Raw genomic sequence first — 13,646 nt, forward strand, 5'->3', positions numbered from 1 at the left:
CCTCATAAGAGGAATTTTTAAGTTATAAAAACTAAATAACAAATAACAGCTAGTAAACAGGCAATGAAATCTAACCAGAGGCCTAATTTTAAAGCATAGCGACTATTTTTTATTTTGATGCTACCAAAATATAATGTTGCTACATAAAAAGTAGTGTCGCTGCCAGTTTGAATTATTGAACCAAGAATACTATAGGGATGATCGACGCCATAGTTTACAAATAAATCGTTTAAAATTGCCAGTGATCCATTTGCTGAAAAAGGACGAATGATCATCATCATAAAAACATCAACTGGAATATTAATAGTCTTAATTATATTATGAAATATTGATTCTAAAATAGTTGTTAAACCACAATTTTGAAAACAGACGACCCATAAAGTAAATGCCATCATAGTAGGAAATAATGTTATTAATAATTTACTGCCCTCTTTAACACCATCTAAAAACTCTTTAAAAATATCTACTTTTTTTATTGCAGCTTCAATTAAAGCAACTGCAATAATAATTAAAACCAAACTATCCATAATGTTCGATCACTTTACTTACAACAATACCAATAATAGTTATAATAAAACCGATTGCAAGACTATAGATAAAAAAGCCAAGTACGTTTTGACTACCATAGCTTTGCCTTAATGTCATCATTGTGGATGGTATTAATGAAAAACCAGTTGTATTCATAATTACTAAAAGCATCATTTCTTTACAAGGAATTTTTTTATTGGTTTGATATTTTGTTAATGCTTGCATTGCTTTTAAACCACTAATCGACGCTAAAGAACCAACACCTAACATATTAGCGATAAAATTTGTTGATAAATATAAATAAGCTTCTTTATCTTCGATTACTTTGCCATAAATTAATTTTAAAACTGGTTTTAAAATTAATGAAAGATGATTAATCAATCCCGATGCTTTGATAATATTTAATAAGCCGTTCCATAAACAAGCACTTAATACTAAAATTTTAATTAAATCAAAAACTTGTTGTGGTGAACTTAAAATAGCAGATAACAGCTGCGATTGATTATGGGTAAAAAATGATATTGAAATAAAAATAATTAAACCGTATTTAAAAATCTTAGCCATAGAAAAGATCCTTTAAGACCATTTTAAAGCCTATAAAAAAATTGTATGGAACTACTTTTTCCCTAGCTACGGGCTGATCATTTAATGATACAATGATTTCATCATTTTCAAATGAAACATCAACTTTATCATTTTCTTGTTTATTTACAAAAATATCAAAATCTAAATAATATTGCTGTTGTTTATATTCAACGATACCTTTAGAAAAAATCTTGGTTTCTTCTAATTTATCAAAACATTCCTCATATTTTTTTTCATGAAACTCAAAGTCATTGCCACAATTAAAGGTTACAATTATTAAATCTAAATCATTTTTTCGAGCCATTGTAACTAAAGTACGTTTAGCTTTTTTGGTATAACCAGTTTTACCACCGATACAATATTTATAATTAGTAAGCAGTTTATTTTTATTTTGCCAGGTACCATTACCATCTTCTCTAGTATATTTAACAGTTGATACGATTTCATTAAAGATAGGATTTTGATGGCAATAAGCCATTAAACGGGCCATGTCATAAACAGTTGACTGATTACCGTTATCTTCTTCATCAAGTCCAGTTGGATTAGAAAAGGTTGTACTATGCAATTGTAATTGTTTTGCTTTGTCATTCATCATATCAACAAACTTGTTAACTTCTTTTCCGACTGCTTTAGCAATCATTACTGCTGCATCATTACCACTACGAAGCATTAGACCATATAGTAAATCACGAAGACTGATTTTATCACCTATATGTATATAAATACCACTGCCCCAGGCATGATTGATTGTTTCATCAACAGTGATGATTGTATCTAAATCCATATTTTCAATTGCAATGATACAGGTCATGATTTTAGAAATTGAAGCAACACTTTGGATATAGTCTTCATTACTTCCTTCAATGACGATTTGATTGGCGGCTTCCATCACGATATAACTTTTACCTTGAAAAGATACCGGTTCGGTAGCATTTAATTTAGTTGTATTCATTGGTAAAAGTAATGAAATAATTATATTGAATATCACAAAATTCACTATTACTCACCCCTAGTAGTCTATGCATCAAATGTTTTTTTAGACTTAATTAAAGTTATATCAATCTAGATATTTTAAAAGGTTTTATAGCAATAGTTAATATTTAATTAAAAAAGATAGTTTAATTTTAATTATGGTAATATTAGAATTTATTGATTTTAATAAAAATATATGGAAGTATAAAACTACGATTAAATTTTGTTGCTTTTGGAAAACTTTTCAGTATAATGATAAAAAAGTAGGTGAGATAAATATGGAAAGATTACAAAAAGCAATTGCAGCAAGCGGCTATACATCAAGAAGAAAAGCTGAAGATTTAATTATTCAAGGTAAGGTTGCCGTAAATGGAGAAATTGTTACTGAATTAGGGACTAAAGTAAAAAAAGGTGATTTTATTACGGTAGATGGAAAACCAATTGTTACAGAAAATAAAGTCTATTATTTATTTTATAAACCTAAAGGATGCGTTTGTACTTTAGATGATGAATTTGACCGTCCTAAAGTAACTGATTATTTTACAGATGTTAAAGAAAGAATTTATCCAGTTGGTCGTTTAGATTATGATACAACAGGTTTATTAATTATGTCTAATGACGGTGAATTTGCAAATATGATCATGCATCCACGTTATCATTTAGAAAAGATTTACGAAGTTTCCATTAATGGATTGATAAACGGTGCTACTTTACACAAACTTGAAAAAGGAATTTATCTAGAAGGTGTAAAGACATTACCTTGTAAAATTAAAGTTATCAACAAAGATACTGAACATAAAACAACAGTACTGCAAATTAAACTTTATGAAGGGAAAAATCGACAAGTTAAAAAAATGTTTGAAAGTGTTGGGCATCCTGTAAAAAGATTGCATCGATTAAGTGTAGGATGTGTAAATTTAAAAGGATTGACACCAGGAACATATCGAATTTTAAAACCGCAAGAAGTAAAAGATTTGAAAAAATTAGTTAATGGTAAAAAATAGAATTAAAATATGACAAATATTTTAAATTGATTAGTGCATACTATTTTTTGGGTGATGAAAAATGAGAATACAAATAGTTGAACCGCAAAATAAAATTGAATGTGGAATCTGCAAAGCAGAAGGTGACTGGATTAAAAGAATTAATATTCGGGGGATTCAGGCTCTATATTGTATCAAATGTGATACGGTTACAATGTTTACTAAAATGCCTTCAAAATATGTATATAAGGCATTAAAAAAAGAAACAGATAATATTAAAATGGCACATTATCTTCATCAAGCGGAAGATAAAGATAAATAATTTATTGACTTTAAAATAATAAATATGTAGAATTGTATTTGAAATTAGATGCGATAATTTAGGACATGTCTAAGTAACTCTTTGATTTAGAGAAAAGGCGGCTGGTGAAAGCCTTGATAAGAATATTTAGGTACTCCCTAATATGCAACACTCGAAAGAGAATGTCGGTAGTGCGTTATAGCTTAGAGGTTATTTTTAATAACGAAAAAAGGTGGTACCACGATACTCTCGTCCTTTGGATGAGGGTATTTTTTATTAAAGGAGAATTTCAGATGGCTAAATTAGTATATCCTGATTATCAACATGAATCGATGATGAAAGATTATCTTCAAGAAACATATGCCTTTGGTGAAAAATATGTTAATGGTGATGGTGGATGCCAATTTTATCAAGATTACCATAAATGGATTAAAAGAGAAAAGCAAAATCATTTAGGAATAAATCTTGAACCTGGTTTTGTACCAGCAACAACATATTTTTATCTTGAAAATGATCAAATTGTCGGAACCATTAATTTACGTCATTGTCTAAATAATTGTTTAATTAATCATGGCGGTCATATTGGTTATAGTATTTTGCCTAGTATGCGTAAAAAAGGCTATGCAACAGCGATGTTAAAAGAAGTAATTGAAATTTGTAAACGATGGTAAATTTATCCGATTTTACTTACATGTAACCAGGAAAATATTGCTTCTAAAAAAACAATTGAAAAATGTGGCGGTAAATTAGAAAATAAATATTATGATGAAAAAACAAAAGAAACTGTTTTACGTTTCTGGATAGGAGAGAAAAATGATTAATTTTAAAGAAGATGAACAATTAAGCGTGTTAAATCATTCTTGTGCTCATGTTATGGCACAGGCTGTTAAGCATTTATATCCTCAAGCTAAATTTTGGGTTGGACCAGTAGTTAGCGAAGGATTTTATTATGATATCGATTTAGGTGAAGATGTAATAAAAGATGAAGATATTCCTAAAATCGAAAAAGAAATGAAAAAAATCTGTAAAGATGGAAAAAGAATTGTTCGTGAAGAATTGAGTAAAGAACAAGCTTTAGAAATGTTTAAAGATGATGAATACAAAATTGATCTAATCAATAACTTTGAAGAAGGAACAAACATTAGCTGTTATCGTCAAGGTGACTTTGTAGATTTATGTCGTGGTCCTCATGTTGAAACTGTTAAAGCATGTAAAAATTTTAAATTGATCAAACATTCTGGTGCTTACTGGAAAGGTGATAAAAACAATAAAGTACTACAAAGAATTTATGGAGTATGTTTCCCTACACCAGAAGCATTAAAAGAACATTTAGATTTATTAGAAGATGCTAAAAATCGCGATCATCGTAAAATCGGAAAAGATTTGAGCTTATTTATGAACCATCGTTTAGTTGGTTCTGGGATGCCAATGTGGTTACCTAAAGGGGCATTTATTAGAAGACAATTAGAAAATTATATTTATGAAAAAGAACGGGCATTAGGATATGATCATGTTTATAGCCCATGTGTCGGAACTGTTGATTTATATAAAACTTCAGGACATTGGGATCATTATAAAGATGATATGTTCCCAGTAATGAAAGTTGATGAAGAAGAGTTTGTTTTACGTCCGATGAACTGTCCACATCACATGTTAATTTACAAAAATTCATTACATTCATATCGTGATTTACCAATTCGTATTGGTGAATTTGCTACTGATTTTAGATATGAAGCTAGTGGTTCTGTTAAAGGACTTGAACGTGTTCGTTGTATGTGTCAAAATGATGCTCATTTATTTGTAACACCTGAACAAATTGGTGAAGAATTTAAACGAGTAGTTAATTTGATCTTAGATGTATATAAAGATTTTGGTATTAAAGATTATAAATTCAGATTATCTTTACGTGATAAAGATGATAAAGAAAAATATTTTGATGATGACCAAATGTGGGATGAAGCAGAAGCTAAATTACGTGAAGTATTAACAGAACTTAATTTAGATTATTTTGAAGCTAAAGGTGAAGCTGCTTTCTATGGTCCTAAATTAGATGTTGAAGTTAAACCAGCAGTAGGACCAGAAGTTACATTATCTACATGTCAATTAGATTTCTTATTACCAAGAAGATTTGAATTAACTTATGTTGACAATAACGGTATTAAACAAACACCAGTTGTTTTACACCGTGCTATTTTTGGAACATTCGATCGCTTTACTGCATTTTTAATTGAAGAAACAAAAGGGGTATTCCCATTATGGTTGTCTCCAGTGCAAGTCAAAGTATTACCAGTTAATAATGAATATCATTTAGAATATGCTAAAGAAGTAGAATCATTATTAAAACAACAAGGATTTAGAGTAGAATTAGATGCTCGTGAAGAAAAATTAGGATATCGAATTCGTGAAGGACAAATGGAAAAAGTACCTTACTTGTTAGTTTTAGGAAATAATGAACGTGATGAAAAAACTGTTACATACCGTGAACATGGTCAACAAAAACAAACAACTGTACCTTTCGATGAATTCACTAAAATGATGAAAGAAAAAATCGAAAATCGCCAATAAAACATCTGACTTACAGATGTTTTATTATTCAATATGATGATATAATAAATAAAAAAAGGAGTGTAAAAAATGTCGTTATATTTAGCAATGGATGTTGGTGGAACATCAATAAAATACGGGGTAATTGATGATGAAGGTAACGTAAGTAATCAAGGGAAAATTGTTACTCCTGATAGTTTAGATAAAATGTATGTGGAAATGGAAAAAATTTATCATGACTTAAATCAAGAAGTAGAAGGATTAGCTTTAAGTATGCCAGGTGCTGTTGATAGTGAAGTAGGTGTTATTAAAGGTTCTAGTGCTTTAGATTATATTCATGGTCCAAATATTAAAGAGGATTTACAAGCACGTTTAAATTTAAAAGTAACGCTTGAAAACGATGCTAACTGTGCAGCTTTAGCTGAAGTTTGGAAAGGTGCAGCTAGCGATGTTGATGATTGTATGTTTATCGTAAGTGGAACTGGAATCGGTGGTGCTGTCGTTAAGAATCGTTTAATTCATCGTGGTAAACATCTTCATGGTGGAGAATTTGGTTACATGGTAGCTTTAAACGATATTGAAAATGATGAGTATATCTCCTGGTCAGAAGCTGGATCAACTGTAGCTGTTGTAAAAGCAGTAGCTAAAGAATTAGGGGTTGAACCTGAGACTTTAGATGGTAAAGAAATTTTTGATCATGCTAGTGAAAATCCAGTTTACCAAAAATATGTGAATCAGTACTTTAGTGTATTAGCTATGGGAATTTATAATCTTCAATATGTTTATGATCCAGAAAAAATTGTTATTGGTGGTGCTATTAGTGCTCGTGATGATTTACTTGAACAATTAGAAAAACATTTAGATAAAATTTATACTAAAATCCCTCATGCTAAAATTCGTCCTCAAGTAGTTAAATGTAAATTCGCTAATCAAGCCAATTTAATTGGTGCAGTTTATAATTTTATTAACAGTTAGACATTAAAAATTCATAAAGATATAGTATAATTATAAAAAATAAGTAGGGGAGATTTGAGATGAAAAAAGTAGCACCTAAAATAAATACGCAACTACGTAGCCATACTATATTAGTACCTGAATGTATTCGGGAAGCAACAGGAATTGTTATTAATGGAAAAAGAATTAAGTCATTATTATTTTCAACCGATGTTGCAGTAATTTCTAACTGTAATGCTGATGCTGTAATAGCAGTATACCCTTTTACACCAACTATGCAAATTACAAATTCAATTATTGACGTTGCTCAAAGACCAGTATTTGCAGGTGTTGGTGGTGGAACTACAGCAGGACCACGTGTAAGAGAGATTGCTTTAGATGCTGAATTACATGGGGCAACTGCAGTTGTATTAAATGCACCAACTAAAACAGAATTTATTCAGCAATTATCTGACTATGTAGATATTCCGGTCGTATTATCAATTGTTTCTTTGGATGAAAATCTAGAAGAACGGATGTTGTATACCGGTGCTAAAATTGTTAATGTATCAGGCGGGAAGAATACAGCTGCTATAGTTAAAGAATTACGAAAAATATCACCGGATTTTCCAATTATTGCTACTGGTGGACCTACTGTTGAAACAATTAAAGAGGTAATTGAAGCTGGTGCTAATGCTGTTACATATACACCACCTTCAAACGGGGATATTTTTAAAGAGATGATGGAAGAATACCGTCAACGCTGTCATAAATAATGGTAGATTTTAAATCTACCATTATTATTTATATTGTTGAAACAATTAATTTATTGTAAAATAGTCGATGAGGTGTAAGAAATGAAACAATATTTAGAAATGTGTAAATATGTATTAGAACATGGTGAAGATCGTCAAGATCGTACTGGAACTGGAACACGGAGTGTTTTTGGTTATCAAACTAGATATGATTTAAGAGAAGGTTTTCCTTTAATGACAACTAAGAAAATGTTTTTACGGCCAATTGCTGAAGAACTATTATGGTTTATTAAAGGTGATACAAATATTAAATATTTAGTTGATCGTAATGTAAAAATATGGAATGAGTGGCCATATGAAGCTTTTAAAAAATCATCTGATTACCATGGTGAAACAATCGAAGAGTTTGTTGAAAAAATTAAAACAGATGATGAATTTGCTTTAAAACATGGTGATTTAGGGCCGGTTTATGGAGCTCAATGGCGTGATTTTAATTATGAGGGTGTTGATCAATTAGCTAAGCTGGTTGATAGTTTAAAAAACAATCCTTTTTCAAGACGTCATATTATTTGTGCTTGGAATCCTGCTCAGGTAGATAACATGGCTTTACCACCATGTCATGCTTTTTTACAATTTTATGTTAGTGCTGATAAAAAATATTTATCTTGTCAATTATATCAAAGAAGTGCTGATATTTTTTTAGGAGTACCTTTTAATATTGCATCATATGCATTGATGACAGAAATGCTGGCACGAACTTGCGGTTATGAGGCTAAAGAATTTATTCATACAATTGGTGATGCTCATATTTATAGAAATCATTTTGATGTTGTCAAAGAACAGATTTCACGTAAACCGTTACCTATGTGTAAACTTGTTTTAAACCCTGAAGTAAAATCAATTTTTGATTATAAAATTGAAGATATCAAAATTGAAGGATATCAAAGTTATGGAAGATTAGTAGGAAAGGTAAGTGTATAATGATTAATATTATTGTTGCAACAGATGAAGATCTTTTAATTGGTAAAAAGGATTCTAAAAATGGGATGCCATGGAATGTACCTGAGGATTTGAAACATTTTAAGGCAACTACAATAAATAAGACTATTTTAATGGGATTAACAACATATCAAGCTATTGGTAGACCATTACCTAATCGTAAAACTATCGTTGTAAGTTTAGAGCCGTTTGAAGATGATCGAGTTGAAGTTAGAGATTCGTTAGAAGAAGTTATCAAGGAGTATCAAACAAGCGGTGAAGATTTATATATTTCTGGTGGTGCTTCTATTTATCGTCAATGTTTGCCAATCGCTGATCAGTTAATGATTTCTAGGATCCCAGGAAAACATGAAGGGGAAACTTATTTTCCTGATTTTAAAGAATATGGTTATCAATTAGTGGAAACTAAGCCATTTGAAACTTTTACTTTAGAAATATATAGAAGGGGATAGAAATGAAAAGAATTGCATTGATTGTTATCAGAGTAATTTGGTATTTGCCATACTGGTGGGGTTATAAAGTAAATAAGTTTAAAAATACTAAAAAATACTCATTAGAAGAAAGATATGCTTTTGTTTATAGCGTTGTTCCAAAAATTATAAAAAAAGGTCGTATTGAGTTGAAATGCTATGGATTAGAAAATTTACCGGAAAAATCTGGTTATTTTGTAGCACCTAATCATCAGGGATTATTTGATCCAGTAGCTATTTTTAGTACTCATGAACGTCCTATTCGGGCAATCGTAAAAAAAGAATTAACATCAGTTATTTTGGTAAAAGACGTTTTAAAAATGCTGGAATTTGTTCCAATGGATCGTAGTAACGTTCGTGGCAGTGCTAAGATTATTAAATATGTAGCAAACGAGGTTGCTAATGGACAAAATTTCTTTGTTTTCCCTGAAGGAACTCGAAGTAAAAAAGGTAATCAGATATTAGATTTTAAAGGTGGTACCTTTAAAATTGCCACTAAAGCTAAAGCACCAATCGTACCAGTAGCAATAATTGATAGTTATAAAGTATTCGATCGTAATACAATCAAGAAAACAACGGCACAGATTCATTATTTAAAACCGATATATTATGATGAATATAAAGATTTGCATACTAATGATATTGCTAAACTGGTTCATGATCGAGTTGAAGAATGTATAAAGGAATATGATAAAAATTAAGTATAACTGGTAAAAAACTAGTTATACTTTTTAATTTTTGTTATAATCTATTTAGACATCTATCTAAATATCAAGGAGGATATTAATGGGATTTGCAGAAACTTTTAAAGCATTAAGTGATCCGGTTCGACGAGAAATTTTATTATTGTTAAAAGATCAAACACTTTCAGCTGGTGAAATTGCTAAACATTTTAAAATGACTCAGGCAACTGTTTCTTATCATTTATCAAAATTAAAACAAGCTGATTTGATTTTTGAAAATAAATATAAAAATTATATTTATTATGAGCTAAATACATCAGTATTAGAAGAAGTGATATTGTGGTTAAGTCAATTTGGAGGCGACAATAATGAAAAATAAACAAATTTTAATAACTAGTGGAGCATGCTTAATACCATCAGTATTTGGCGTACTAATCTATAATCAATTACCAGCAAAATTGCCAATTCATTGGAATTTTTCTGGGCAAATCGACAGTTATGGAAATAAAGCTATTGTAGTATTTGGATTGCCAGTATTAATGTGTTTAATTCAAGCTTTTATGATGTTTATGTTACTAAACGATCCTAAAGGTCGTAGCCACTCTGATAAAATGATTAAAGTTGTTAGCTGGATTATTCCGGGGTTGACCATTATAATAGAAGCAATTACATTTGCTGTAGCTTTTGGGTATCATATTTCAATAAATTTTGTTATACCATTATTAATAGGAATAATATTTATTATATTAGGCAATTATTTACCAAAATGCCGCCAAAATTATATGATTGGTTATCGTTTGCCATGGACTTTAAATAATCGTGAAAACTGGAACCGAACTAATCGACTAGCTGGTTATATCATGGTAATAGGTGGTTTAATAATAATTGTTGCTAGTTTCTTTAACGTTGCATTTTATGCCTTGTTAGTTGTCGTATTGGTTTTAGTAGTTGTTCCATTTATATATTCGTTTTTAATTTATCGTAGCGGATTATAAAGGATTTTTATTGTTTTAAATTATTAGATAATATGATATATTTATACTAAAGTGTTAGGAGGGTATAAAAATGGCATTAAAAGATGCATATAAGTATATTAATACAAATTTAAATTTATCATTTGAGTTAAGTGAAGATATTGAAGATGGATTAGTATTTGGATGTCAGGACTTAATCGAAGATATGGAAAAAGATATTGAAAAATATGGTAAGGATCAAATGGTTCGTTTATATCCTGATACATTAGGAATAACTTTAGTTTTTGATAGTTATGAAATTATTGATGAAAATACTAAAACAACTGATTATAAACCATATATTGATTTAACTTTAGGACAAGCATTAAATGTTTATAAATTACAAGATGGTGAATCTATTAATATTGAAAATTAAGAGGCTAGTATAACTAGCTCTTTTTATTATGGTGGTTAAAGATGTATATAGATGTAAATAATACTAGATTATATTATGAAATTATTGGTAAAGGTGATCCATTAATTCTTCTTCATGGTAACGGTGAAGATCATCATATTTTTGATAGTGCAGTTACCATTTTAAAAGACTATTTTACTTGTTATTGTATTGATAGTCGTGGACATGGTCAAAGTATGCCAATAGAAAAATATGATTATCAAGATATGGCTAATGATTTAATTGCTTTTATAACGCAATTAAATTTACATAAGGTTACTCTTTATGGTTTTAGTGATGGTGGAATTATTGGGTTATTAATTGCTAGTCAAACAAATTTATTAAGCAGATTAATTATAAGTGGTGCTAATTGTAATCCTCATGGGTTAAAAATAAAGACATATTTAGAGATGAAATTAAGTTATATTTTAAAACATGACCCTAAAATAGAATTGATGTTGAATCAACCAGCAATAACTAATGAACAGTTAAATAAGATAACTATTCCTGTATTGGTGTTAGCTGGCAGCAAAGATGTGATCAAAAAGAAGCATACTTTAAATCTTGCAAGGGAGATTGCTAATAGTGAATTAAAAATTTTAACTGGTGAAACTCATGGTAGTTATATAATAAATAGTACTAAGATAGCTAAAATAATACTTGAATATATAAAATAGGGGACAATTATTTGTCCCCTAAAAGTCGATTGATTCGAGCTTGTTTTTCATTGCTTAAAATGGCCTGGCTATCACTAAGATATAAAACTAATGTATCAGCATCTTTGATTAACTCACTGTATGGATCATCAATTCTTTCTTTATGTGAATGATTTCTAATTGCAGTTACAATAGTTGCAATTTCTTCGTTAGTAAACAAGCCTTCCTTTTTTAAAATATCATTTGCAATCATAGCACTTCTATTAGCATGATCGAAGCTGGAATTAAATTTATATGTAGCAATATCATGAAGAATTCCAATAATTGCAGCTATTTCAATGTCTAGATTATTAATTCTAGCTAAATATTGACACATTGTAGTTACACTAAATAAATGATCTAAACCATCTTTTCTTTTATTTTTAGAACAATCAGTAGTTAAAATTTGATAAACTTCATCTTTTATTATTACATAGCGATTCATCTTCGTAACCCCTTTGGATATAGATTTTTAATTTGATTGTTGCTTTCTTTATAAAAACTAAGTGGATAACCATCAACTAAAATTAAACCATAACCTTTTTGATTAGAACCTTCCAAAGTTTCACCATGAAGATATTTATTAACTTCAATACTATCACTACTATAATTGTAATAACGTTTAACATCATCTTTATTTAAAGATAAAGCTAATGAATGACTTGGTTCAAAACGATTTTTCTTGCATTCTCCTAAATAAAGGCCGTTTCTAAGTATTTTGATGCCTTTTAAATCAGGAAATTGTGGTAAAATTGCATAGATATGATTATTAGAATTATACAAATATTCAGGCATCGGACAGTTTAAATTTTCTAAATAGAATTTATTGATCAATTGTTTCATTTGATTAGTGATATTTGGTTTTAAAGCTTTGATTTTAGCTTGTTTTGTAGCACTTTGCTTTTGCAATAAAGCAATAAATTGTCCTTCGCCTTGATTTAAATGGGGATACATTCTTACAACCTGATCATTTTGATATCCTGGAGCCATTCCTGGTTGTTTTTTTATGTCTAATAATTTCATATTGAGCTCATTTACCATATAATCTACTTGCTGTTCATTTTCTTCAAGAGAATAGGTACAAGTTGAATATATTAAAATACCATTTTCCTTTAGCATCTGATAAGCACTGTTGATTAAATTTCTTTGAATATGGGCACATTCAACTACTTTTTTAGGTGACCAGGTTGTAATGGCCTGATCTAGTTTACGAAACATTCCTTCACCAGAACAAGGGGCATCTAAAATTATTTTATCAAAAAAACCCGTAAATTTTGTTTCTAATTTAACAGGATCACAATTAGTAACGATAGTATTACTAAGTCCGAAGCGTTCAATATTTTCTGATAAGATACTTGCTCTTAGAGGGTTGATATCATTAGCAATCATTAAGCCCTGCTGGCTTAATTTACTAGCGACAAAACAAGTTTTACCCCCTGGAGCACCACACATATCTAAGACATAATCATCATGATTAAATTCAAGACAGTTTGCAACTGCCATTGCACTAGGTTCTTGGATGTAATATAAACCACAGTTAAAATATGGATGTTTACCTAAAGGATAATTTTCATAATCATAATAATAGGCATCTTTAATATAAGGGTGGCTGGTTATGTATTTTTGATTTAAGTGTTCAATTACATTTTTTTTCTTTGGATTTAGATAAAAGCTTTTTACTGGCTTTTTTTCTAAAGCGTCTTTAAAAGCATTATAATCATCTTTTAATAATTCTTTCATTCGTTGTTCAAATAATTCAATCATAGTTTACCTCGTTTATAGCAAAAAAGA

General features: G+C 29.6%; 18 protein-coding genes. 13 read left to right on the forward strand and 5 right to left on the reverse strand.

The features are described 5' to 3' along the window. Positions 1–17: 17 nt before the first annotated feature. Genes ABGT36_RS05810 through ABGT36_RS05820 form a run of 3 tightly spaced genes read right to left on the reverse strand, consistent with a single transcriptional unit; the run spans position 18 to position 2,110 of the window. Complete coding sequence (locus ABGT36_RS05810; protein WP_346677177.1) at positions 18–527, reverse strand: spore maturation protein B; 510 nt, start codon at positions 525–527, stop codon at positions 18–20. Beyond that, positions 520–1,092 (reverse strand): hypothetical protein, encoded by a 573-nt coding sequence (locus ABGT36_RS05815; RefSeq protein ID WP_346677178.1) that lies wholly within the window; start codon positions 1,090–1,092, stop codon positions 520–522. The genes ABGT36_RS05810 and ABGT36_RS05815 overlap by 8 nt, the downstream gene beginning before the upstream one ends. Next, positions 1,085–2,110, reverse strand: coding sequence for a D-alanyl-D-alanine carboxypeptidase family protein (locus ABGT36_RS05820; RefSeq protein WP_346677179.1), 1,026 nt, complete (start codon positions 2,108–2,110; stop codon positions 1,085–1,087). The genes ABGT36_RS05815 and ABGT36_RS05820 overlap by 8 nt, the downstream gene beginning before the upstream one ends. A gap of 253 nt (positions 2,111–2,363) precedes the next feature. On the opposite strand from ABGT36_RS05820, the gene ABGT36_RS05825 reads away from it, so the two are divergent. The 13 genes from ABGT36_RS05825 (at position 2,364) to ABGT36_RS05885 (ending at position 11,837) form a co-directional block, all read left to right on the forward strand. Next, a complete protein-coding gene (locus ABGT36_RS05825) occupies positions 2,364–3,089 on the forward strand; it encodes a pseudouridine synthase (protein ID WP_087372022.1) in 726 nt (241 codons plus the stop codon). A 61-nt stretch (positions 3,090–3,150) separates the two neighbouring features. After that, positions 3,151–3,390: a hypothetical protein gene (locus tag ABGT36_RS05830; RefSeq protein WP_087372025.1), complete on the forward strand. Its 240-nt coding sequence runs from the start codon at positions 3,151–3,153 to the stop codon at positions 3,388–3,390. A gap of 272 nt (positions 3,391–3,662) precedes the next feature. Next, positions 3,663–4,040: a GNAT family N-acetyltransferase gene (locus tag ABGT36_RS05835; RefSeq protein ID WP_346677180.1), complete on the forward strand. Its 378-nt coding sequence runs from the start codon at positions 3,663–3,665 to the stop codon at positions 4,038–4,040. Positions 4,041–4,182: 142 nt separating this feature from the next. Further along, positions 4,183–5,934, forward strand: a complete 1,752-nt coding sequence (thrS, locus tag ABGT36_RS05840; protein WP_087372033.1) for a threonine--tRNA ligase — start codon at positions 4,183–4,185, stop codon at positions 5,932–5,934. A 69-nt stretch (positions 5,935–6,003) separates the two neighbouring features. Beyond that, positions 6,004–6,888 carry an ROK family protein gene (locus ABGT36_RS05845; protein WP_087303054.1) on the forward strand — a complete coding sequence of 295 codons (885 nt, stop codon included), beginning with the start codon at positions 6,004–6,006 and terminating at the stop codon, positions 6,886–6,888. Between the two features lie 59 nt (positions 6,889–6,947). Next, positions 6,948–7,622 carry a hydrolase gene (locus ABGT36_RS05850; protein ID WP_087303056.1) on the forward strand — a complete coding sequence of 225 codons (675 nt, stop codon included), beginning with the start codon at positions 6,948–6,950 and terminating at the stop codon, positions 7,620–7,622. Between the two features lie 81 nt (positions 7,623–7,703). Beyond that, complete coding sequence (locus ABGT36_RS05855) at positions 7,704–8,582, forward strand: thymidylate synthase (RefSeq protein WP_296881641.1); 879 nt, start codon at positions 7,704–7,706, stop codon at positions 8,580–8,582. Beyond that, positions 8,582–9,052, forward strand: a complete 471-nt coding sequence (locus ABGT36_RS05860; protein WP_087303060.1) for a dihydrofolate reductase — start codon at positions 8,582–8,584, stop codon at positions 9,050–9,052. The genes ABGT36_RS05855 and ABGT36_RS05860 overlap by 1 nt, the downstream gene beginning before the upstream one ends. 2 nt (positions 9,053–9,054) lie before the next feature. Next, positions 9,055–9,771, forward strand: coding sequence for a 1-acyl-sn-glycerol-3-phosphate acyltransferase (locus tag ABGT36_RS05865; protein WP_087303062.1), 717 nt, complete (start codon positions 9,055–9,057; stop codon positions 9,769–9,771). A gap of 85 nt (positions 9,772–9,856) precedes the next feature. Continuing rightward, the gene (locus ABGT36_RS05870; RefSeq protein WP_087303064.1) at positions 9,857–10,132 is read left to right on the forward strand and encodes an autorepressor SdpR family transcription factor; all 276 of its coding nucleotides are present in this window, start codon (positions 9,857–9,859) and stop codon (positions 10,130–10,132) included. Beyond that, positions 10,122–10,748: an SdpI family protein gene (locus tag ABGT36_RS05875; RefSeq protein WP_346677183.1), complete on the forward strand. Its 627-nt coding sequence runs from the start codon at positions 10,122–10,124 to the stop codon at positions 10,746–10,748. Before ABGT36_RS05870 ends, ABGT36_RS05875 begins: the two co-directional genes overlap by 11 nt. Before the next feature lie 70 nt (positions 10,749–10,818). Beyond that, positions 10,819–11,142: a hypothetical protein gene (locus ABGT36_RS05880; protein ID WP_087303068.1), complete on the forward strand. Its 324-nt coding sequence runs from the start codon at positions 10,819–10,821 to the stop codon at positions 11,140–11,142. Positions 11,143–11,183: 41 nt separating this feature from the next. After that, positions 11,184–11,837 (forward strand): alpha/beta hydrolase, encoded by a 654-nt coding sequence (locus ABGT36_RS05885; RefSeq protein ID WP_308698793.1) that lies wholly within the window; start codon positions 11,184–11,186, stop codon positions 11,835–11,837. Positions 11,838–11,844: 7 nt separating this feature from the next. Here the strand turns inward: ABGT36_RS05885 and ABGT36_RS05890 are convergent, their stop codons facing one another. Together ABGT36_RS05890 and ABGT36_RS05895 are read right to left on the reverse strand one after the other, a co-directional pair. Then, positions 11,845–12,300 (reverse strand): HD domain-containing protein, encoded by a 456-nt coding sequence (locus tag ABGT36_RS05890; RefSeq protein WP_300079666.1) that lies wholly within the window; start codon positions 12,298–12,300, stop codon positions 11,845–11,847. After that, entirely contained in the window at positions 12,297–13,619 is a 1,323-nt protein-coding gene (locus tag ABGT36_RS05895) for an RsmF rRNA methyltransferase first C-terminal domain-containing protein (protein WP_296881650.1), read from the reverse strand. Before ABGT36_RS05895 ends, ABGT36_RS05890 begins: the two co-directional genes overlap by 4 nt. Positions 13,620–13,646: the final 27 nt, after the last annotated feature.

This window comes from Erysipelatoclostridium sp. An173, from assembly GCF_963931465.1.
GTDB classification, from domain to species: Bacteria; Bacillota_I; Bacilli_A; order Erysipelotrichales; family Coprobacillaceae; genus Thomasclavelia; species Thomasclavelia merdavium.

Bases quoted from the DNA above. Each gene is read 5' to 3' on its own strand.
- ABGT36_RS05810 (WP_346677177.1), bottom strand. From the start codon at position 527: ATGGATAGTTTGGTTTTAATTATTATTGCAGTTGCTTTAATTGAAGCT.
- ABGT36_RS05815 (WP_346677178.1), bottom strand. From the start codon at position 1,092: ATGGCTAAGATTTTTAAATACGGTTTAATTATTTTTATTTCAATATCA.
- ABGT36_RS05825 (WP_087372022.1), top strand. From the start codon at position 2,364: ATGGAAAGATTACAAAAAGCAATTGCAGCAAGCGGCTATACATCAAGA.
- ABGT36_RS05830 (WP_087372025.1), top strand. From the start codon at position 3,151: ATGAGAATACAAATAGTTGAACCGCAAAATAAAATTGAATGTGGAATC.
- ABGT36_RS05835 (WP_346677180.1), top strand. From the start codon at position 3,663: ATGGCTAAATTAGTATATCCTGATTATCAACATGAATCGATGATGAAA.
- thrS (WP_087372033.1), top strand. From the start codon at position 4,183: ATGATTAATTTTAAAGAAGATGAACAATTAAGCGTGTTAAATCATTCT.
- ABGT36_RS05845 (WP_087303054.1), top strand. From the start codon at position 6,004: ATGTCGTTATATTTAGCAATGGATGTTGGTGGAACATCAATAAAATAC.
- ABGT36_RS05850 (WP_087303056.1), top strand. From the start codon at position 6,948: ATGAAAAAAGTAGCACCTAAAATAAATACGCAACTACGTAGCCATACT.
- ABGT36_RS05855 (WP_296881641.1), top strand. From the start codon at position 7,704: ATGAAACAATATTTAGAAATGTGTAAATATGTATTAGAACATGGTGAA.
- ABGT36_RS05860 (WP_087303060.1), top strand. From the start codon at position 8,582: ATGATTAATATTATTGTTGCAACAGATGAAGATCTTTTAATTGGTAAA.
- ABGT36_RS05865 (WP_087303062.1), top strand. From the start codon at position 9,055: ATGAAAAGAATTGCATTGATTGTTATCAGAGTAATTTGGTATTTGCCA.
- ABGT36_RS05870 (WP_087303064.1), top strand. From the start codon at position 9,857: ATGGGATTTGCAGAAACTTTTAAAGCATTAAGTGATCCGGTTCGACGA.
- ABGT36_RS05875 (WP_346677183.1), top strand. From the start codon at position 10,122: ATGAAAAATAAACAAATTTTAATAACTAGTGGAGCATGCTTAATACCA.
- ABGT36_RS05880 (WP_087303068.1), top strand. From the start codon at position 10,819: ATGGCATTAAAAGATGCATATAAGTATATTAATACAAATTTAAATTTA.
- ABGT36_RS05885 (WP_308698793.1), top strand. From the start codon at position 11,184: ATGTATATAGATGTAAATAATACTAGATTATATTATGAAATTATTGGT.
- ABGT36_RS05890 (WP_300079666.1), bottom strand. From the start codon at position 12,300: ATGAATCGCTATGTAATAATAAAAGATGAAGTTTATCAAATTTTAACT.
- ABGT36_RS05895 (WP_296881650.1), bottom strand. From the start codon at position 13,619: ATGATTGAATTATTTGAACAACGAATGAAAGAATTATTAAAAGATGAT.